This window comes from Erysipelothrix aquatica, assembly GCF_009828775.2.
GTDB lineage: Bacteria > Bacillota_I > Bacilli_A > Erysipelotrichales > Erysipelotrichaceae > Erysipelothrix > Erysipelothrix aquatica.
The window spans coordinates 1-20,828 of sequence record NZ_WTSY02000001.1 but is presented as its reverse complement, the minus strand read 5'-3'; the positions used below and the strand labels follow the sequence as shown (position 1 = coordinate 20,828).

At 37.0% G+C, this 20,828-nt stretch carries 19 protein-coding genes; 9 read left to right on the top strand and 10 right to left on the bottom strand.

The features are described from left to right. Positions 1–23 precede the first annotated feature (23 nt). The 9 genes from GVV20_RS00095 to deoB are packed head-to-tail and all read left to right on the top strand — an operon-like array spanning position 24 to position 9,637. On the top strand, positions 24–428 hold the full coding sequence (locus GVV20_RS00095; protein ID WP_159636285.1) for a transcription antitermination protein NusB: 405 nt from the start codon (positions 24–26) through the stop codon (positions 426–428). Continuing rightward, on the top strand, positions 425–1,912 hold the full coding sequence (gene xseA / locus GVV20_RS00090) for an exodeoxyribonuclease VII large subunit (protein WP_349252232.1): 1,488 nt from the start codon (positions 425–427) through the stop codon (positions 1,910–1,912). The genes GVV20_RS00095 and xseA overlap by 4 nt, the downstream gene beginning before the upstream one ends. Then, on the top strand, positions 1,909–2,109 hold the full coding sequence (gene xseB, locus GVV20_RS00085) for an exodeoxyribonuclease VII small subunit (RefSeq protein ID WP_159740468.1): 201 nt from the start codon (positions 1,909–1,911) through the stop codon (positions 2,107–2,109). Before xseA ends, xseB begins: the two co-directional genes overlap by 4 nt. A 1-nt stretch (position 2,110) precedes the next feature. Beyond that, on the top strand, positions 2,111–2,950 hold the full coding sequence (locus GVV20_RS00080; protein WP_159740467.1) for a polyprenyl synthetase family protein: 840 nt from the start codon (positions 2,111–2,113) through the stop codon (positions 2,948–2,950). 9 nt (positions 2,951–2,959) lie between these two features. Next, on the top strand, positions 2,960–4,732 hold the full coding sequence (locus GVV20_RS00075) for a 1-deoxy-D-xylulose-5-phosphate synthase N-terminal domain-containing protein (RefSeq protein WP_159740466.1): 1,773 nt from the start codon (positions 2,960–2,962) through the stop codon (positions 4,730–4,732). 2 nt (positions 4,733–4,734) lie between these two features. Beyond that, entirely contained in the window at positions 4,735–6,375 is a 1,641-nt protein-coding gene (recN, locus tag GVV20_RS00070) for a DNA repair protein RecN (protein ID WP_159740465.1), read from the top strand. After that, complete coding sequence (gene dinB / locus GVV20_RS00065) at positions 6,375–7,532, top strand: DNA polymerase IV (RefSeq protein ID WP_159740464.1); 1,158 nt, start codon at positions 6,375–6,377, stop codon at positions 7,530–7,532. The genes recN and dinB overlap by 1 nt, the downstream gene beginning before the upstream one ends. A gap of 16 nt (positions 7,533–7,548) precedes the next feature. Then, complete coding sequence (locus tag GVV20_RS00060) at positions 7,549–8,463, top strand: tyrosine-type recombinase/integrase (RefSeq protein ID WP_159740463.1); 915 nt, start codon at positions 7,549–7,551, stop codon at positions 8,461–8,463. Then, a complete protein-coding gene (deoB, locus tag GVV20_RS00055) occupies positions 8,450–9,637 on the top strand; it encodes a phosphopentomutase (protein WP_159740462.1) in 1,188 nt (395 codons plus the stop codon). Before GVV20_RS00060 ends, deoB begins: the two co-directional genes overlap by 14 nt. Before the next feature lie 152 nt (positions 9,638–9,789). On the opposite strand, the gene GVV20_RS00050 is transcribed toward deoB, so the two are convergent. The 10 genes from GVV20_RS00050 to GVV20_RS00005 form a co-directional block, all read right to left on the bottom strand. Continuing rightward, a complete protein-coding gene (locus GVV20_RS00050; protein WP_159740453.1) occupies positions 9,790–10,101 on the bottom strand; it encodes a DsrE family protein in 312 nt (103 codons plus the stop codon). Positions 10,102–10,151: 50 nt separating this feature from the next. Further along, complete coding sequence (locus tag GVV20_RS00045; RefSeq protein ID WP_159641274.1) at positions 10,152–10,514, bottom strand: PaaI family thioesterase; 363 nt, start codon at positions 10,512–10,514, stop codon at positions 10,152–10,154. A 53-nt stretch (positions 10,515–10,567) separates the two neighbouring features. Continuing rightward, positions 10,568–11,530 carry a DMT family transporter gene (locus GVV20_RS00040; protein WP_159740452.1) on the bottom strand — a complete coding sequence of 321 codons (963 nt, stop codon included), beginning with the start codon at positions 11,528–11,530 and terminating at the stop codon, positions 10,568–10,570. Continuing rightward, complete coding sequence (locus GVV20_RS00035) at positions 11,520–13,301, bottom strand: NTP transferase domain-containing protein (RefSeq protein ID WP_159740451.1); 1,782 nt, start codon at positions 13,299–13,301, stop codon at positions 11,520–11,522. The genes GVV20_RS00040 and GVV20_RS00035 overlap by 11 nt, the downstream gene beginning before the upstream one ends. A 164-nt stretch (positions 13,302–13,465) precedes the next feature. Further along, positions 13,466–14,968, bottom strand: coding sequence for a murein biosynthesis integral membrane protein MurJ (gene murJ / locus GVV20_RS00030; protein WP_159740450.1), 1,503 nt, complete (start codon positions 14,966–14,968; stop codon positions 13,466–13,468). Further along, complete coding sequence (locus tag GVV20_RS00025; protein WP_159740449.1) at positions 14,965–16,134, bottom strand: glycosyltransferase; 1,170 nt, start codon at positions 16,132–16,134, stop codon at positions 14,965–14,967. The genes murJ and GVV20_RS00025 overlap by 4 nt, the downstream gene beginning before the upstream one ends. Next, positions 16,134–17,180: a sulfotransferase gene (locus GVV20_RS00020; RefSeq protein ID WP_159740448.1), complete on the bottom strand. Its 1,047-nt coding sequence runs from the start codon at positions 17,178–17,180 to the stop codon at positions 16,134–16,136. The genes GVV20_RS00025 and GVV20_RS00020 overlap by 1 nt, the downstream gene beginning before the upstream one ends. Positions 17,181–17,182: 2 nt before the next feature. After that, positions 17,183–18,139 (bottom strand): glycosyltransferase family 2 protein, encoded by a 957-nt coding sequence (locus tag GVV20_RS00015; protein WP_159740447.1) that lies wholly within the window; start codon positions 18,137–18,139, stop codon positions 17,183–17,185. A 97-nt stretch (positions 18,140–18,236) separates the two neighbouring features. Beyond that, positions 18,237–19,721: an O-antigen ligase family protein gene (locus GVV20_RS00010; RefSeq protein WP_159740446.1), complete on the bottom strand. Its 1,485-nt coding sequence runs from the start codon at positions 19,719–19,721 to the stop codon at positions 18,237–18,239. A gap of 10 nt (positions 19,722–19,731) precedes the next feature. Continuing rightward, positions 19,732–20,697, bottom strand: coding sequence for a glycosyltransferase family 2 protein (locus GVV20_RS00005; protein ID WP_159740445.1), 966 nt, complete (start codon positions 20,695–20,697; stop codon positions 19,732–19,734). Positions 20,698–20,828 lie beyond the last annotated feature (131 nt).

The following is a 20,828-nucleotide window of genomic DNA, read 5'->3' as shown; positions in this document are numbered from 1 at the left end:
GCTTCTTTTAGTGTGGAGGTTTTATGACGAAGAGTCGTAGTGTTGAGAGACAAGATGCAATGCGTGCAGTGTATATTCACTTAGTACGTGATCAAGCAATCGAGGAAGTATTGGAAGATAACGCCTTTATTTCAAATGTAAGTGACTTTATTCCCAAATTTGAGTTTGGTGAAGAAATGCTTGAAGTCATTCATCGTGCTGTTGCGCGAAAAGAGATTTATGGCTTAGCTTTAAATCAATACTTAAATAACTGGAAGTTTGATCGTCTTGGTTATATCGAACAAGCGATTATGCTTATTGCTGCAGCTGAGTTAGAACTCGGGATTCAAGCAAAAGTTGTTGTCTTAGATGAGGCTGTGCGTTTAGCGAAAGAATTTGCGGACCAAGACTCATACAAATTTATAAACGGAGTATTAGACGCAATATGATGCCAAAAGAGAAGGTCATTACGGTTTCAGAATTTGTTAATGAACTCAAAGGTGTTATTCAGAAACATCCGTCTTTTAAGAATGTCGCATTGGTAGGAGAGCTTTCAAACTTTAAAGCTCACCACAGTGGGCATTTTTATTTTTCTTTGAAGGACGCCAAAAGTAGAGTTTCGTGTGTTATGTTTCGTAGCAAATCTAGTATGGTTAAATTTAAACCTAAAGATGGCGATAAAGTAGTCATTCATGGATCAATTGATGTCTTTGAATCGACAGGATCAGTCCAAATCTATGTTGAACGCATGAACTTGGATGGGTTGGGTGATTTATTTATTCAATTTGAAGCGTTAAAGAAAGAATTCTTAGAGAAGGGATATTTTGCTGTGGAGCATAAAAAACCGATACCGAAGTATCCGCATAATCTTGCGGTTATCGTTGGTGAAGGAAGTGCTGCTGCCGCGGATATTGCGCGAACACTACACGAACGATGGCCTGTTGCTCAGGTTCATGTACTCTATGCGTTTGTTCAAGGGGAATATGCGGTGGATAGTATCGTTAAGCAGATTGATTATGCAAACACATTAAATCTTGACACTATAATTCTTGCTCGTGGTGGTGGTTCAATTGAAGATTTGTGGTCATTTAATGAACCTAAAGTGGTGGAAGCAGTTTATAACTCAAAAACACCGATTATTTCAGGAGTAGGGCATGAAAGTGATGTCACCTTGGTAGATTATGTTTCAGATTATCGGGCTGCGACACCGACAGCTGCTGCAGTTCATGCTACACCCAACACCAAGGATTTACTCGAAAATTTAAGAGATTATAAAAATGCATACTATAAGTCAGTTCGCAACAAACTAAGACAAAATCAGCAAGTTTATCAAACGATTATGTCACAACGCTATTTGCAAGATCCTTTACGTTATATTGAAACGAAACAACAATATCTGGATTATCATCAGAACAAAGTGACACATCAAATTTATCGGTTTGACACGATTAAAAAAACACTCCAACAACAAATTCACGGTTATGAAAAAGCGTTGAATCATAAATTTCAAGAAAACAAAGGGCAACTCAAGAATTTTGAAAATGAATTCTACTACAACGTCGAACAACACATCCGTCAAGAAGATGTCCAACGAAAACACTTTGAGCAAAGTTTAATGTTTTCGATTGGCGGAATCCAACGAAAAATACCACAATTTTACACATTTATAGAAGACACTGATGTGGCTTTAAAACGCCGTATTGACCGATTAATCAACTTGAAAGCCAGTCAGTTTGGCGATATAATTAAAACAATAAGCAACAATAATCCGGTTGCGAAACTAGAAGCAGTTTATGCAAAAGGATTTGCTCGTGTAAGCATGAATTCTGAGCCCATTACGTCCATAGGAAATGTGGCTGAAGGCGATGCGTTAACTATCGCAGTAAAAGATGGCATAATTCAGGCTACAGTGAGTGGAAAGGACCCATTATGAGTGATACGTTTAATTTTGAAGCAGCAATGAAACGATTGGCAGAGATCGCAACTTTGCTTGAAAAGGACGATTTGTCATTAGACAATGCAATAGCATTGTTTGATGAGGGGTTAAAATTATCAAAACAGTGCCAAAACCGTTTAACCCAATATGAAACAACAGTAAAAGAGCTTGTTCAGAAGCATCAAGGAGAATAACATGAATTTAATGATCGAAAGTCGTTTACGAGAGCTAGTCCAAGAATATGGGAATACGACAGTTCAAGATGCAATGTCCTACTCATTGTTGAGTGGGGGTAAGCGCGTTCGACCACGCCTTCTGTTGAGTCTACTTGCTGATTATGGTATCGATTTAGATCACGGATTAAATCAGGCGTGTGCTCTTGAAATGGTTCATACGTATTCGTTGGTTCATGATGATCTACCTGCCATGGATAACGACGATTTCCGCCGTTTCAAACCCACGAATCATAAAGTGTATGGTGAGGGGATGGCGATTTTAGCTGGAGATGGCTTACTTACTGCAGCTTTCACCACGCTTGCGAAAGCTGACACGGTGAGTGCGATGGTTCAAATGAAAACCGTTGAAATTTTAGCGCGTAATGCGGGTGCACACGGCATGATACTAGGACAAGAGCTCGATATTGTTGATAACATTGATTCAGTCGAAGCACTTATCCAATGCTATGAAATGAAAACAGGATGTTTGTTTGCTGCGGCATTAGAAATGGCTGCTGTTATTGCAGGAAAAGATGACTTACAAGATACTGCACGGACACTGGGCTTAAAACTTGGCGTTGCATTCCAATATCAAGATGATATTTTAGAAGTAACGAAGACTAGTGATGAAATTGGCAAGAGCCATCTTAGTGATGGCGAGCGTGAAAAGAGTACTATCGTAACGTTATTGGGCTTAAAACGTGCTCAAAATGCAACTGAAGGACTCTTTAAAGAAATTAAAGTGCTGCTAGATCGTCTTGATTTAAACGGCACCGAACTACAGAAACTCATTGAAGAAATGATCGCACGCGATCTTTAGGAGATAGTCTTGTTTAATCAATTTAAGAATTCGAATGCAATTCGTGATCTTAAACCAGCAGAGCTTGATGCACTAACTGATGAAATCGCAACATTTTTAGCTCAAGAGACACGATTTGATGTCGAAACAATCATAAAAAATATTAATGTCCTCGAGACAACACTTGCTTTGCATAAGGTGTTTGACCTGACCAAAGACCGTGTTGTTTTTGATGGCGGTCAACAAGTCATGACCCACAAAATTTTGACGGGTCGTGCACAGGATCTTGCATTACGTACCAATATTCCATTAACTTTGGACGCTACCAATCCTTTTGATGCGTATACAGGCGGTGATATTGGAGAGGGGCTTGGTGTCGGACTTGCGTATGCACTGGATGCTCCGCAAAACCATACAATCGTTGTAATCGATGACCATGCGCTAAATTATGGTCTAACCTATGAAACGTTGGTTCAAATCAGCAAAGAAAAACCGAATATCATTATTGTGATGATTGATGAACAACAATCGTTACTGCGTCACTATACGTCAATGAATACATTTGTAAAAAGTATTCGAATTAGTAAAACATATACCGGTTTTAAAAAAGATATGAAGACTGTTTTGGATTCTAATCCAATTTCACGTCCTATTTTAAACACGTTGGTACGTGTACGAGATGCTTTGAAAGAGACAGTCCTTGAACCTACAATCTTTACGCAATTTGGGATTGATTATCAGGGTCCAATTGATGGCCAAAACATCAGTGATTTAGTTCGTGTTTTTGAGATGGCGAAAACAATGAAGGGCCCAAATCTAATTCATGTTCAAACGCGTCTTCGTAAAAAACAACGTCGTAAGTTGGAATTCCCCAATTTTAAACTGGATGATGCAACACCTGACAATTATAAAACCTATCATGAGATTTTTGACTCTACACTTGTAGGGATTCGTGATCCTAAATTGATGTTACTTGTAGACGCACTTAATTTTGGAGACTACTTTAGTGAGTTCGCAGAAGCATACCCAAATAATTATGTTGTAACATCTGGTAGTACTGAATCATTGGTTACATTGGCTGCTGGATATGTGCGGATGGGATATCGTGTCGTAGTGGCACTATCCTCACAACGTGTGTTAGAGGTACAAAGTCACATCAACAATCAATTCAAACTTTCTGAATTATCGTTGACTCTCCTTATTCGAGGTACGGGACTAAATTCTACAGGTAACCGTTTTGAACAAGGCGTTTACGATATTGGGGCTTTAGAACACCTCGCAAACGTTTATATGCCTAAAGACCTTAACGAGGCCAGTGGTTTATTGAACAAAATCTTACAAAAACCTGGAATTAATGCTATTCGATATCAAAACGATGCAGAAAAACACATGCCTCAATTACTTGATTTGGATGCCATTTGGGAAGTAGCACACCCATTTGATGCTTCTAGCGAAGGGGTCATCTTAACATTTGGAACCTCAATCCAAGATTTTATCAAAAAAATAGAAGCAAACTCGCTAAATATTGGTGTCGTCAATACACGAAATTTATCAAGTGTTGATTCCGAATTGCTTCAAAAGATTGCGGAGTTTCATCACAAAATTCTTATTTATAATATAGAAGATATTCACAACGAGTTATATCATCATATTTTACGTTATTGCTATGAACAAAAACTGGATTTAGAGATTCAGTGTGTTGATTTAAGAGGTCTCGAGCTAACAACTGGATCTAAAGAACTCAAACGTGCACATCACTTACACATTGATGATGCTATTCGATTACTAATAGAAGGGAAATAACTATGCTCCAACATCTTGCTATTAAAAATTATATCCTCATTCAAGATATCTCAGTAGACTTATCTGATAATTTCAACGTGTTTACGGGTGAAACTGGATCAGGGAAATCCATGCTTGTCGATGCTTTAAATTTTGCATTTGGGCAGCGAAGCAGTGCAAGTATTGTTGGAAAGTATGATAATGTTTCTCGTGTAGAAGTGATTTTTGCGGTCGCTGATAATCATCCAGTAATTCCTTATCTTGAGGAAATAGGATTTGATGTCGATCCGAGTGATCCAATAATCATTTCCCGTGATATGAATCGTGACGGGAAGAGTAATGCTCGTATCAATCATCGAATTGTAACAGCTTCACTATTACGTGAATTAGCAGGATATCTCATTGATATTCACTCTCAACATGAAACTCAAAGTTTGCTTAACAGTAAACAACACTTAAACTTACTTGATCGATTTGCTTCAATGCAAGAGTCTCTTGAAACATATAATCATCTGTATCGAACGTATAAAGAAGCTCAACGTGATTTGGAAACGTTTGAATCCAGTGATATTTCTCCAGATGAAATTGAGCGTGCAGAAGCAATGTTACGTGAACTGGAGCAATTCAAACCAAGTGTCGACGACTATACAAGTTTGTCTGAGAACCTTGAAACGATGTCAAATTTCGAACAATACCAAACTATTTATAGTGATATGCTGGAGATATTCAAACAAAATGATGTACTTGCGCGTTTTTATGATGGTCTATCGCTATATGAAAAACTTAATAACGAGACGCTAGGTGAAAAATATCGCGAAGCATATTTTTTGCTCGAAGATGTCAGAGATACCGTACAAGCGCTCAGTCATGAAATGCAATTCGATGCATATGAATTTGATGCATATCAATCACGCATGTACCAGTATCAACAATACTTCCGTAAATTTGGCGATGTTGAGGGTATTTTAGCGATCATGGAAACCTATGACGCATTGATTCATCGCGCAAAACACTTTGATGAAATACGTGAAGACTTTCAGAATATTCGTGATGTTGCACTCGAAGCAGCGACTGCAGCGGCCGAGTCATTAAGTGTAAAACGTCGCGCTGCTGCAGTTGAGTTGGAGAAGGCTGTGGAAGTTCAATTGCATGACCTGATGCTCGAACATGCACGTTTTGAAGTTAAATTTTCGAGTGTAAAATTAAATCAAAGTGGCCATGATAGTGTACAATTCTATGTCAGCATGAATAAAGGTGAGGATTTAGCCCCACTCGACAAAGTCGCGAGTGGCGGGGAGTTGTCACGCCTGATGCTCGGTCTTAAAGTCATTTTCAGTCGTGTTCAACATATTGATACAATCGTTTTTGATGAAATTGATACTGGAGTTTCAGGGCGTGTTGGAATGCGAATCGGACAAAAAATGAAGGACCTTTCAAAAGACGCACAAGTTTTGACAATTACACACTTGAGCTCAGTGGCTGCGCATGCGCACCAACATTACAAAATATCCAAATCGCAAGAAGATGAGGCTACTATGACATCCATTGATCAGCTAACGCCTGAAGAGCAAGTGGAACAACTTTCGTTAATCATGAGTGGAACCATATCCAACGCTTCACTGCTTGCAGCCCAAGAATTATTAAAAGAAGGACAATCGTTTTAATGGCCAATGTAATTTTTCATATTGATATCAATGCATTTTTTGCTAGTGCACATGTTATTACCGATCCATCCTTGATTGGAAAACCTGTGGTGGTTTGTTCAAACCACCGTGGATCCGTAATTACAACTGCTTCCTATGAAGCACGACAATTCGGAATTCAATCTGCAATGCCATTAAGTCACGCAAAGCGTTTATGCCAAGACTTAGTGGTCGTGGAGATTGATTTTGACTTGTATAATGACCTGTCACGACGTTTTATGGATATAATACGAAGTTATTCAACAAAATTACAACAAGCAAGTATTGATGAGTGTTACGTTGATGTTACGGATGTCATTAGGAATTATCCCAAACCACTGGATCTTGCGGTCGAAATTCAGCAACGTGTTTTGAAAGAACTCAAACTACCGATTTCTATTGGGGTTGCTCCAAATAAATTTTTAGCGAAAATGGCTAGTGATATGCAGAAACCCAACGGTATTACAGTGCTGCGAATTCGTGAAATTGATAAGTTCTTGTGGCCATTGCCAATCAATGAGATGCATGGAATAGGAAAGAAAACTGTACCGAAGTTAATTGCTTATGGAATTCATACCATCAAGGATTTGGCGCAAACAGATCCAAATTCGATTCGCCACATTCTCGGGAATAATGCTCAAAGCTTCGTGGAAAAGGCAAATGGTCGTGATAATTCGAATATCGAAACTGATACCTCTGCAAAGTCAGTCGGACAATCAAAAACCTTTACAACACCAATGGTTGACTTGGATGAAATTCAACATGCGATTCGTCATGAAATTGAACAAATGACACTTCGCATGAAAAGCTATGATTTAGTAGGGAAAACACTAACATTTGCAATTCGGATGGCTGATTACAAGACTGCTGCACGATCTTTAACCCTTGAGAACTATACAGATGACAGGCATTTAATTTATGAACGTGTGATGGATCTGTATGAAGAGTTTGATAGCATGGATGGTGTTACTTTCATATCCGTATCGATGTCAAACCTCGTAACGCTTGAAGACAAGATAGAACAACTAAATCTCTTTGATGATTTGAAAGAACCAACAATTAATGATATTATTTCCCGCTTGAACAAAGAACTAAACATTGATGCATTTAAACGAACCAGCACACTTATAAAAAAATAAAAGAGGAGGGGATGATATGAAAAAATATCTCAATGACTTCAATCATTTCATTCAATTTATTGATCCCAAATCCGAATTAACCGTTAAATCGTATCTCACCGATGTACGTGATTATATAGAATTTCTTGAGACCCAAGACATTCAAACACCAGAAATGATTGAATATAGACATATAACATCCTATATGGCATCCATCCAGTCTCGTTACGCACCATCAACGCTTCAGCACAAAGTAGTAAGCATTCGCCAATTTCATCAGTATCTTGTTAAAACGAATGTGACACAACATGACCCCACACAATATATGAACCTAAAAAACCAGGGCCAAAGGCTACCATACATCGCCGAGAATGAGGCAATTGTGACGTTGTTATCCTTTGCCCGAAAGACACCAAAAGATACATTTGACTATGCATTACTTATAATCATGTATCGCTGTGGTCTTCGAGTCAGTGAGTGTACCAACTTAACCTTTAGCAATTACTATCCACAAGAAAAACTTCTAAGAATCGTAGGTAAGGGGAACAAGCAACGTGTTATTCCGATAACTCGTGATGTGCAAGAAGCATTGGATACTTATATTCAGTTAGTTAGGCCAGTGTGGCTTGTAAGCTCTAGTGAATATATATTTGTTGGTTCAAAAGGTAACCAAGTTACACGACAATACATTCACAATATGATAAAATTAAGAAGTAAGGAAATGAATTTAAGTACTGCTATTTCCGCCCATACTTTAAGGCATGCATTTGCTACAAGCATTCTTGATGTTGGTGTAGATTTACGGGTGATTCAAGAACTTTTGGGACACCAGGATATCCGCACAACTCAAATTTATACGCACGTATCAAAAGATGCACTCAAGAAAGAGTATGATCAGTTTTTGGTAGGTACATTTGCTAATAAAGGAGGCAATACAGATGAAGAAATATAATCGTATAATTACCATAGTTATGGATTCAGTCGGAGCAGGTGCTGCTCATGATGCTGAAAAATTTGGTGACTTAGGTTCCGATACACTTGGTCATATCGCTGAGCGTATGAATGGCCTTAACATGCCAAATATGGAAAAACTAGGCCTAGGAAATTTACATAAAATTCAAGGTGTAAACCCTGTTGATCGTCCTGCAGCTTACTATACAAAAATGATTGAAGCTTCAAACGGGAAAGATACAATGACCGGTCACTGGGAAATGATGGGACTCAATATTCAAAATCCATTCATTACATTTACCGAAACTGGTTTTCCTAAAGAACTATTGGATGAACTTGAAGCACGTACTGGTTATGGAATCATTGGTAATAAGTCAGCAAGTGGAACAGAGATTCTCGATGAACTCGGTGAAGAACACATGGCTACAAAAAAAATGATTGTTTATACTTCAGCAGATTCCGTACTCCAAATTGCTGCTCACGAAGAAATTTTTGGACTTGATGAGTTGTATCGTGTATGCGAGATTGCTCGTGAATTAACCATGAAAGACGAATGGAAAGTAGGGCGTGTCATCGCAAGACCATTTGTTGGACCTCGTAAAGGTGAATTCGCACGTACATCCAACCGCCATGATTATGCGCTAAAACCATTTGGAAAGACAGCACTGGATTCCTTGAAAGCAATTGGAAAAGATGTAATCAGTGTTGGAAAAATTGTGGATATTTTCGATAATGAAGGTATTACAGAGTCATTCCGCACTAAGAGCAATTCTCATGGAATGGAAGAAACCATTCGTATTGTTAAAGATGTTGATTTTAACGGATTCTTATTTGTTAACTTAGTAGATTTCGATGCATTGTACGGACACCGTCGTAATCCAATTGGATACGGTGAAGCACTCGAAACGTTCGATAAGGAACTTGGTCAATTGTTACCATTGATTAAAGAAGATGATTTACTCATCATCACTGCTGATCATGGTAACGACCCAATTCATCATGGAACCGATCATACACGTGAAGAAGTTCCAGTACTTTACTACTCACCATCATTTGAGGGTAGTGGAATGCTTCCAAAAAATGAAACGTTTGCGGATCTTGGTGCAACAGTAGCCGACAACTTCGGCGCAGAACCAACGGCAAATGGCCACTCTGTACTTTCATTACTCAAATAATTTAAAGCCGCTCTCGCGGTTTTTTATTATTCATCTTAACAATTGATCGTATTGCTTCGGAGTGCGTCAACTTTGGATATATGTAAGTTACATAATATACATTATGCGAAGTAACTAATCAAAGAGAAAAACAGTCTGAATTAACCGACTGTTTAAGGTTTAATATATGCAAAACCTGTAAGTTGCAATTGAGTTAATGAATAAACACCCGCTGGTACAACTTTTACGCCCTCAAGGACATAATCAATACTATGTGCCTTCATTGCATTGTTACATGCATACACAGTAACTTTTTCCATTGCAACCAATTTAACAATCTGTGGACTGTCTTTAACTACTTTAATAGCTGGACCATTGATTACAAGAATAATTTGTTCAATGGGTTCAAATACAAGTAAGTTTTCGATATTAGCCACTGCAGTATCTAAATTCCGTGCATCATTTACGTGAAATACTGTTTTCATACGATAAACCTCCTATAATTCATTATATCAAGATTTTAATCACGAAGATATTATTGAACCCGATACATCGTATATGTTCCGGAATTAACCAAGCGGTCGTGATCGTCAAAGATATTAACTTCCACGAGACATATTTTCGATGTTCTCGAAATGACTCGCGCTTTTGCGTAAATATGACCTGATTTAACAGCAACCATAAAGTTGATGTTTGCATTAAGCGTCACATAATTCGATCCATTGCTACGAGCCGCAATTCCTGCAGCTGAATCTGCCATTGAAAAGTATAAGCCTCCATGAAAATAACCATAATAGTTTGTTAATTTTTCACTAAATTCGACTCGAGTTGTTGCGAAATCAATCCCTGAATCGACTACTTCAATATCATTGTTTGTCATGTAATTATTAATATGCATTTTGTAACCTCACTGTGATAATTCTAACATAAAAAAGACACCGTAGTGTCTTTTTAACTGTTTTCTTGTACTTCAACTTGTGAAGTTTTTAGAAATGGAATGAGTTCAGTCGGATCATCCATGCTCATGATGGCACCAATAAAGATTATGATTACAAATATAAGCGTTTTGAAGTCGAAATCTCCCATAAATATATAGCTAAACAAGAATGCCCAAGCCGGATATGTGATATTTAACCCCATTGCTTTTCCAGGCCCAATTAGCGCAATTGCCTTGTAGTAGAACAAGTATGAAATGGATCCAATAACACCTGTAAAAAGAATCAACCACAGGCTTGGATTTGTGAGTCCGATTAATGATATTTTATCGTAACCAATTATTGGAATAATGATCAGGCCGTATGTTAAAAAGCTTACCATTTGTCGAATTGCTAGAGCAATTTCTGCTGGAACATCATCTTTTAATGCGGCGCCAATGATGACAGCTTCACTACCCCACCCTATGACACACATTAAGGCAAAGAACAATCCCGCCATCATATCTGGAATATCTCCAATTGTACTTAATCCCATAAAAACGATTGCGGCGATGGATAAGATTATCCCTACAATGGCTCGCGGTTTCAATTTTTCTTTTAGAATGATGTATCCTAGAATAAGACCAAAGGCTGGATAAATCGCTGATATACTTGCTGATATTGAAGGTCCTAAATTTCTAATTGACAAAATATAACCTGTCATTCCTATTGGTCCACCGAGAAGTGCTGCCCCAATAATTATGAGCCCCGCTTTAGAACGTAAAGTTGATAGAAATTGTTTATGCTTCCCAAGAACCAGAATAATGATCATCAAAAAGGCAAACGATGCACCATCATGGAGAAACGTTGTAATTAAAGGTGATGATTCTACAAGTGTTGTAAGAAATAATGCGGACGATGTCGCAATTCCAAGTAAAACGGTATCAAGTCCCCAAAAAAGACCTGATCCAAGACCGATTAATGTGCCATTACGCTTCATGTTCACTCCTATTAAATTCTAAGAATTTTCGTCCATAAGTTCGTGCATACTGATATTGTTCAAGGCCGTATGTTCCAAAGTTTTCACCTTTTGCTTCCTTGAATAAAGTCCAGAGCGCCCACAGAAATCCACCGAGTGCGACATAACCATAAACGAGATGTTGTTGGGTGTCGGTTGGTTGTTCCTCTAAATAAATCGCAGTTATATCATCAATTTGCGTTTGATTGAATCCACTATAAATTGCATGCATAGCAAGATCAAGATATGGATCCGCCATTGCTGCATATTCCCAGTCTATTAGTTTAATCGTTCCATTTTGGATTTTAATAAAGTTATCGATAACTGGATCGATATGTGCAAGAACTTTAGGTCGATTCATGCCTTCAATAATTGTAACGACCTCTTCGACAATACTAGATACTTCAGCAAAATCTTCAAAGTACGTAGCATCAGCATCATCGCAAAGCGACTTATAGAATTTAATGCGCTCACTTAATACAAATTCATGATCAACATGAAGATTACTTGTATGTAAGTTGCGTAAGATTCCGAAGGCTGTTGAGTAATCATCGTATGTTATTGGTTTTGCACCATCATAGAAGCGCGAAATTTTATACCCAGTATCTGGATTGAAGTAATACAGGCTATCTGCGATACGAAGCGTGTCGATTTGAGTATAGACATCCCCCTCTTCCTTACGGTTAATGAGGGCGTCTGTACCGCGCCCAGGCATTCTGAATACAAAGCGTTTGTTTCGAACTGTAAAAAGGAAAGAATCGTTTGTCATCCCTTTTTTTAGTGTTTGAATATCGCTTATTTCAAGCGGAGTAATATTATAGACATCACAAATAATACTAATGATTCGGCTTTGAGAATCATCTTGGTACGCTGCATCGAATTCTCGAAGTTGTTCAAAAGTGTCAAATTCATAAATGATTGAATTTTCGAAAATATTCGCATAGATTGGAAAGTCTTTTAAATGATCTGCAATCGAATTCTCCCAGAAGAAACCTGATTTAAAACTCAACCGACTATCATTTTGCACATAATGGGATAATGCCCGAGCTTGCTCTTTGGCAATATAGGATGGTCCATAAATTGTGTTAACAGTTGTTGCCTCGGAATCACCTATAATTGCTGTAACACGTTTGTTTGTTCCAGTTTCAATTGACCAATACGTTGGTTTGTTGGGATCATTTACTGCACCAATCCATGATTGAAATTCATATTTATTAAAAATGTTCTCCGTAAAATATACATCTGAAGGAATGACATAGGTATTTCTTATTTGGCTCGAAGCTAATGAAAGCGAAGTTACACTATTTGTTGCATCAAACTGAGGGTTGTAAATAAGTTTTACGCCATACTTATCACTCAAGTACTCCATTTTTTCTTTCATGTACCCAATAACAACTGTGACATCGTAAATTTCACGTTCATGCAATTGTTCGATGAGACGTTCAATAAGACGTTCTCCTTTAACGCGAAGTAAAGCTTTTGGCTTATCAAATGATAAAGGAACAATACGTTCTCCGGTCCCAGCAGCTAAAATAATCGCGCTATCAACACGATATTCTTTGAGTAATTCCATTCCTTGAGCAGTAATGCGATATGGGACAACTTGCGCTTCAATTAATTTTTGATCTTGTAGTTCCGTTACGATACGATTTATTTTCCCCAGTGAGATGTTCAACTGCATACTTAATTGACGTTGATTCGTCAAAGAAGTTTCACTGATGAGCCTCAGTGCTCTTAATAAGTCTATATTCATTCGTTAAAACTCCATTCGTTCATTTCCTTATATTTTACACACTTCATTGAACAAAAGCCATCTCTGAGCTCTATTTCGATTAATAAAATGATAATGTTAGTTTTATAAACAAATAAAAAGCACTGATTAGTGTTTCAATCAGTGCTTAGGTTGGATTCTAAATACTAGCGTTGTTTGAATGAGATTACTAAATCATTAATGACATCGACTTTAAGAATTAGTAGAGCTATGAGATAGGATACACCTGCGACCGCAATTGTTACAATTAGAGCAATTTTATCTGACATCATACCCACAAACATGTTATGACCAAATTTGACAACAACTCCCATTATGATAGCTGCGACAACAACTTTACCCAACTCTTTAAAGAATGAACGATAATTGAAATTATCAAACAATCGCATAGCTAGCGATAAAAGTGTAATCATTCCGATAGTTGATGCAATAGCCATTGCTAAAGTGATTCCGTGTAAGCCAATCATATTTGCTAATAAGAGGCCTAGTCCAATTTGGATTGAAATATTCATAATAGAAACAAGCATTGGTGTACGTGTGTTTTGGAATGAATAAAATACACGAGCAAGTAAGCCATAAACTGAATAACTAACGAGTCCTAAGCTGTACATTTTAAATACAGGAGCAAGAACGAGTACCTCATCCATACTGAATTCACCACGCATATATACAAATTCAACGATTGGTTGTGCCAATAGTACCATTCCTAATGCACATGGAATGATGAAAATGAGTAATGAGCTTAGCGAATGTTGAAACTCGTGTTCAGCTTTATCCATTTCTCGGTTGGCAACAGCTGCGGATAGCGTTGGATACATGACTGACACGATTGCCATACCGAAGATTCCCTCAACCATACCTCCAATTTTTGTTGCGTAGTTGACATGTGATATACCACCATTAATCCCCGATGCGAGACCTTGGTTAACCAATCCTCCGATTGTTGAGGTTGCTGAACCGATAATGAGTGGAATCGCAAGGATAAGCATAGTATGTAAGTGCTTGTCGTGCAGATCGAGGTGAAACTTAAACTTGAATCCTTTTCTTCGAGCATAAAGCATAATGAGAAGCGCTTGGGTTCCATATGCGAATAATATTCCATACGGAAGAATATTAACCGATGTAGATTTAGATAAAATGATTGTTCCAATCAGGATGATATTCATTGGGAATGCAAGTGCTACTGGGAATAAGAAACTTTTACGGATTTGTAAGAACCCAGTTAGTATTTGAATAACACAGGTAAACATAACCGTAAAGATGGCTACTTTCGTAAATGGAATCATATAAGAAAGTGCTTCTGGAGTGGCTAATGGTACAAGAATTGATATGAATTGCTCTGTAAATATGAATACAAGAGCACTGACGATAATAGCAATGACGAGCATGACATTCTGTACATTATTCGTAAATTCAATCGCCCGTTCTTCACCATCTTCACGTTCAATCCGTGTAAACATTGGAATAAATCCGGTTACGAAGGCCGCAACGAAGACTGAAAACAATGTTGATTGAAGGTTGTAAGCAAATATAAATGAATCTGATATGGCGCCTGCGCCATAGGTTGTTGATAATGTTATTTCTCGAGCGAAACCAAACAGTTTCGATAGGATGGACAATAACATCATTAAAATGGTAATACGTTTCATCTTAACTCCTTTTTGACTGAATGGTTTTCGATAAGATCCAACCAGCTATTTTGTATATATTCCTTAGTGTATTTTTGTGACGTTTTTTGAGCATTGTGAGACATTGTGTCACGCAACTTGTCGTCTGTTGCAAGTAATGCCAATTTATCTGCAAAATTTTGAGCATCATTTTCTTTGATCAAATACCCGTCAACACCATCAGTAATGATTGCTGAGGGTGATGCACGAACATCATATGCAATAACTGGGGTATATTGGCTCATGGCTTCAATAAGCACTAAACCAAAACCTTCTGAAATGGAAGTAAGAGCATAAGCAACTGACGATCCCATTTCTGTAATTAAATCGGTATTATCAATGTTCCCTGGAAACGATACAGTCGATGTAATTTGAAGCTTCGATGCTTTATCGGTTAGGTCTTTACGTAGTGGACCATCTCCATATATTTTCAATTGATAATCTGGATGTTTTTCTACAAAAAGTGCCCAAATATCAAGGAGACGATCAAAGCCTTTATCTGTATGCAAACGTCCGGCAGCTATAACTTGCTTTTGTTTCAATGCCATTTGATTTGGCGATGCTACATCAATAAAGTTGGGCATCGTTAAACAATGTGTATGTTTATTCGTGGACATCATTATTTCTTGCACCTCTTCAGTTAGTCCAGGTGTTAGAAGTAGGAAATCGTCGATATTTTGATAATTATATTTAAAGTCTTTGATCAGTGCTTCATCAAAGTTATGGTCGTGGTGAAGTTGTGCAATTTTATGGACATTCTTATGACCATATTTTGATAGTAAAACAGAATGTTCGTTGCGGGTCGAAATTATCGTTCCAGATTCTATGTTTTTAATCGCATGAATCATCGATTGCTTTTTGAGGCGTAAGGTATTAAATGCTTTGTACCCCTCACTTAAAACTTTGAATGGATTTTTTGATTTGAGAGCAGCTTTGAAGGCATCACGATTTGGCGCGTTTTCTGTCAGATAAGTGATTTTAACTGCACTATCTAAAGGATATGCCATGGGACCTAAATTATAAGTACATAAAATTTCGACATTGTAATCAAATTCCACAAACATATTTGCTAGAGACGCTATAACTTTTTCAACACCTCCATGCTGCATATGAAGACTTGTAATATAGATATTTCGCGAGCTATTCATTAGAATGTGACCTTCTGATTTGCTTCGCGTTCATATGGAAAATCAAACAAGTACTCGCTTAATTCTTGTTCAATGACCTTTACTTCAGCTTCATATTCCACTCGATTAGTAAAGACTTGGGTATTATTGATTGAAATATCCGGATTGAAGCTTTCAAATTTACGAACATGAGCAGACGCATCCAATTCAAGTAAGTTCATAATTTTTTGTATAGATGCATCATAGTCATAAACCAATGATTCGAAATTTATGCGCAGAATATTTGGATTATCGAAAAGTTTTTCGCTTTCACGCATCCGTTTGTAGTACTTGCAGAAGTGAACGACATCAGTTGGATATGGAACAGATTCTCCTGATGCAATATGAACGTATTTGTTTAATAAGAAGACATCACGCGGATCTCGTTCGACTACCACTACTTTAATATGATCGTTAAAATAGTTTTCATATCTGTGGAGGTTAAACGGTAATAAAAATTGGTCTAAAATGAGTGCTCTCTTGTCATTACCAATCATATGGAATAGTTTATCCAAGTAGACCTTAGAAGCATCATAAAATTCTTCTGCAGTTGGTATTGCCAACCACATTTCAGGGTAAAGAAGTGGCTTCTTCCCTTTTACTTTATTCATTGTAACGAGTTTTAGAATACGGTTCCACGTTAAACGAATCGCCATTCTAAAGTTTGTATTCTCTTGATAGTACCAATACTGTGTTGTTTTAAGCGTTGTTATAGACTCCATAAATTCTTCAGTATATTTCAAAAAGTCTTTGCCAAATGTTTCGTTATAATGGCCGACCCACCAATACTTTTTGTTATAGAGCATTTTCATCGTATTGTGAAATGAATGCATTGCTTCATCACTACGAATTGCGTTATTACCTACAAGTAATTTATCTTCTAAATCAAACAACCCGTTAGGACAGTGTAAGAATACGTACTCATGAGTACCATAGTCAGCAAAATAGCCGTCAAACTCAGAAACTATGTTTGTTATGGCGGATGATCCGGAACTCATGTAACCGGTTGGTATTAGTATATTTTTCATATTTATCCTCGCTTAATCTTTGCAGTCATGTTTAATATTGTCCTAGAAACAGCGTGCATTCCCTTTAGATTTAATTTCGCAATCAATGCGCGTTTGCTTGGTATATTGAAATTATTCTGAGCGTCTGAAATGGATACATCGTTGCTAGTTGCATACCGGCGAAGTTCCTTAATGACGCTATTTTTAGCTTCGTTTTTTTGTGTCGAGACACGATTGATCGTCGTAATAAGCACGTGGTCAACAATCAAGTAATTGAATACGTATTTATTGCTATCCCATAAATTTTGTTTGTGTAGATAGTCTTTTAATTCATCCAAAATTACAATCATATCTAGATTTTTCTCAGAGTTATTGTTAAACATTGTTGAAACTTCTCGGGCATGACAATGATAAAGTCCTTCATGAATCGTTGCAATTGCATCTGTTGTGAAGAGTAGTTTTGTTGTAAAACAAAAATCTTCATACCATAACCCTTTTGGAAAACGGACATTCCCTACAAAATCTCGTTTAAATAACTTGTTACACGCAGATGGTGTAACTTTGAATTTATTATCAAATACGGATGCATGATGGTAGATTGTTCGATTTGGAAAATGATCTACCATATCAACAATGACAATATCTGCGGATGTTGCAATTGCTTGATTGATCATTTTTTCATACATATCTTTATCCACCCAATCATCACTATCGACAAATCCCAGGTAATCACCAGTAGCAAATTCTAAACCATGGTTTCGCGCAACTGCTTGACCTTGATTCGCTTGAGTTAACACTTTTAATTTATCCGGATACTGCGCCTCATATGATTTCATAATGTCTAATGTTCCATCCGTTGATCCATCATCAATGGCAATTATTTCCATATTGGGATATGTTTGGTTAATTAATGAATCCAAGCATTCTCCAATATATTCTTCAGTATTATATACTGGTATGATGATACTTATTTTTATCATAGAATCCCTCTTAATTTCATAGTCTTATTTTACCATTTAGTATGAACCGCTTCAATATCATGGGGTCAATGGAAAAACCACTGACCCCTCGAAGCATCTATTTTTTTGATCTAAATCGTTTTAGAATTGTTTCCGAATTAATGGTTACAAGGGCCATTACAAGCGAAATGTAGAAGACAACATTCGGTCTTTTAAGCACATGTCCAGAGAACTGTGAAGCACCCATAATTAAACCTAATGCGACAAGATAAATTGCTAAATTTTGGTTGAATCGGAATTCCTTACTAAAGAAGTAACTGTAAATACCACGTAGTAGCACATAAAGAATGAATCCGAGGTACATTGCAAAGCCGACATAACCATATGAATAGAATATACCATGAAGGTCATTTTCTAAATCAAAATTCTCGCCACCAACATAGTAACGTTGCTGTTCGAATCCAAATACATGTTGTAAAGTTGATGCATCATCATAAACTAAGGATGCAGCAACGAGTTTAATATTACGATTATTGATGAGAATTGTAGCATCTAAAGTATAATCGTATTTTTCAGCAACACGATCAATTCCAAAAACATCGACGAGAGATTTAGAGTTCAAGCTATATGTCTTAATATAAAGCTCACGATTTTGCTCGAAGTATGCTTTATCGGTTTTTACTGAAATTGGATTCGTTGGTTTTGTAGGATCTTCTTTTTCGATATCCTCAATTTGATGCTGCCATTCCGCAAATGATTGATCAGTGTAGTAAGTATTCACATACATTGGCGATTGTGTTCTAAATGCATAGACAGAAACAATTGCAACGATAACGAGTAAGATTTTCAACCATTGTTTTTCTTTTGAAAGAAGAATGATCACAATTAATGCTGCTGAAATTAAATACATTGCATAGAAGGATAATTTTGTTCCAAAGAAGAACAAGGAACCATAACCGATTGCAAAGAGTCCGATCGTAATGAACCAGTTTTTAGATTGAACAGCGGTCATTAAAGTAATTGAGACAACGACACACAAAATCACACTCTGTGAATTTCCGTTTAAGAACCATCCTTTGATACCATGTGGTCCTGCGAGTCCATTGTTATAGGTGTATTCAGGCATACCGATTGCGTATGATAAGGCAATGGATGCTGTGATTGTGAGCAAAATTCCAACAACGAGTTTGTTGACATAATGATTGATTTCTTCAGTTGAGTATTCTCTTTTCATGACGTCAAAGACATCTAAGAACGCAAGAAAAAAGAGTGGCAATTGGATAACACGTGCATACATGGCAATGTCTGATCCAATTGACAAGTAACCGGCCAGATAATTGGCCATAAAGTGCAATGCAAAAAATGCGGCAAGCACACCTGCACAAATAAAATATCGACCTTTGCGCTTAGAAATAATAAATCCAAAGAGTGTTACAAGTCCAAGCAAACCAAATCGTACAAGTGTTGATATTGACGTAATTCCTATTTGGTTGGTGAAGTATGACATAATGTCAAATAAAGGCTGGATAATCATAACAACAGCAAAGGAAATCATAACTGTTCGTGTTGATATTAGCTGTGGTTTGTCTTCATAAATATTCATATACGGTTCCTTACTTAAATAATTTTGCGAGTATTCGATACATTTTCATGTTTAAAAGTTTGTACACAAGTTTTCGTTTCATAGGGAAACTTGCGATACGTGGGTTCTTTTGGTAATTTGGGAAAGATGCTTCGAAAGCATCGCGTACTTGATGTGCTAAGTCCATCGTATTGGTTCGAATTAACCGTACCATGGTTGCAATATAGAATTCATTAATTGCCATAAATTCGATAAGCTCTTTATATTGTCCGTACACACGTTTTTCCTTATAGTACTTAATGAGCTCGTCAAATACTATCTTAATATCGAGGTTTTTTTCAGACGTCATTGAGGACATGATTGAACCAGGACGTTGAACATAGTAGTAGAATTGTTGGTTAATAACCATAGCTCTTTTTGCATAAATGAGGTATTGATGTCCAAAGAGAAGATCTTCGTACCAAACACCTGACATGAAATGAAGATCGTTATCTATAATTAAATCTCGAACGTATAGTCGATTCCATACAGAATTATGAATCAAGAACAATTCATCATTAGTTCGTGGGTCAAATACGACATTATGCGGAATTGTTGGTATTGAATAGGTACTAAGTTTAATGCCATCTTCGTCGACCTGTTCAAAGCCATCAATAACATAATCCAATTTATTCATTTCTGCTGTTTTATACATAATAGCTAATGTATCTGGCTTAATGTAGTCATCACTATCCAAGAAGTAGATGTATTTCCCTTTTGCTTCTTGAATTCCACGGTTACGTGCGGCACTTTGACCTGCATTTTCCTGGTTAATAAGTATTATTCGTTGTGGGTATTGCGCTTGATACGATTCAATAATTGATTGACTGCTGTCTGTTGATCCATCGTTAATAAGTATGATTTCGAATTCTTTATGTGTTTGATTCACAAGTGAATCAAGGCACTTTGCAAGATATTTTTCGACGTTGTATACGGGTACAATTACACTGATTGTCATCTTTATATCCCTTTCTCTATTTTGGCAAAACTAGCATAATTATATCATTGATAAATTATGTGTTCAAGTTTTTGAAAATGCATAATTTCCTTTGTTTATTAGTGAAATCTGCACTATCTATTGTATTACAC

What these genes read in the sequence shown, in the direction of transcription:
- deoB (WP_159740462.1), top strand. Translation starts at nt 8,450, where the DNA reads ATGAAGAAATATAATCGTATAATTACCATAGTTATGGATTCAGTCGGA.
- murJ (WP_159740450.1), bottom strand. Translation starts at nt 14,968, where the DNA reads ATGAAACGTATTACCATTTTAATGATGTTATTGTCCATCCTATCGAAA.
- GVV20_RS00020 (WP_159740448.1), bottom strand. Translation starts at nt 17,180, where the DNA reads ATGAAAAATATACTAATACCAACCGGTTACATGAGTTCCGGATCATCC.
- GVV20_RS00035 (WP_159740451.1), bottom strand. Translation starts at nt 13,301, where the DNA reads ATGAATATAGACTTATTAAGAGCACTGAGGCTCATCAGTGAAACTTCT.
- xseA (WP_349252232.1), top strand. Translation starts at nt 425, where the DNA reads ATGATGCCAAAAGAGAAGGTCATTACGGTTTCAGAATTTGTTAATGAA.
- GVV20_RS00025 (WP_159740449.1), bottom strand. Translation starts at nt 16,134, where the DNA reads ATGAATAGCTCGCGAAATATCTATATTACAAGTCTTCATATGCAGCAT.
- GVV20_RS00010 (WP_159740446.1), bottom strand. Translation starts at nt 19,721, where the DNA reads ATGAATATTTATGAAGACAAACCACAGCTAATATCAACACGAACAGTT.
- recN (WP_159740465.1), top strand. Translation starts at nt 4,735, where the DNA reads ATGCTCCAACATCTTGCTATTAAAAATTATATCCTCATTCAAGATATC.
- dinB (WP_159740464.1), top strand. Translation starts at nt 6,375, where the DNA reads ATGGCCAATGTAATTTTTCATATTGATATCAATGCATTTTTTGCTAGT.
- GVV20_RS00060 (WP_159740463.1), top strand. Translation starts at nt 7,549, where the DNA reads ATGAAAAAATATCTCAATGACTTCAATCATTTCATTCAATTTATTGAT.
- xseB (WP_159740468.1), top strand. Translation starts at nt 1,909, where the DNA reads ATGAGTGATACGTTTAATTTTGAAGCAGCAATGAAACGATTGGCAGAG.
- GVV20_RS00040 (WP_159740452.1), bottom strand. Translation starts at nt 11,530, where the DNA reads ATGAAGCGTAATGGCACATTAATCGGTCTTGGATCAGGTCTTTTTTGG.
- GVV20_RS00045 (WP_159641274.1), bottom strand. Translation starts at nt 10,514, where the DNA reads ATGCATATTAATAATTACATGACAAACAATGATATTGAAGTAGTCGAT.
- GVV20_RS00050 (WP_159740453.1), bottom strand. Translation starts at nt 10,101, where the DNA reads ATGAAAACAGTATTTCACGTAAATGATGCACGGAATTTAGATACTGCA.
- GVV20_RS00080 (WP_159740467.1), top strand. Translation starts at nt 2,111, where the DNA reads ATGAATTTAATGATCGAAAGTCGTTTACGAGAGCTAGTCCAAGAATAT.
- GVV20_RS00095 (WP_159636285.1), top strand. Translation starts at nt 24, where the DNA reads ATGACGAAGAGTCGTAGTGTTGAGAGACAAGATGCAATGCGTGCAGTG.
- GVV20_RS00005 (WP_159740445.1), bottom strand. Translation starts at nt 20,697, where the DNA reads ATGACAATCAGTGTAATTGTACCCGTATACAACGTCGAAAAATATCTT.
- GVV20_RS00015 (WP_159740447.1), bottom strand. Translation starts at nt 18,139, where the DNA reads ATGATAAAAATAAGTATCATCATACCAGTATATAATACTGAAGAATAT.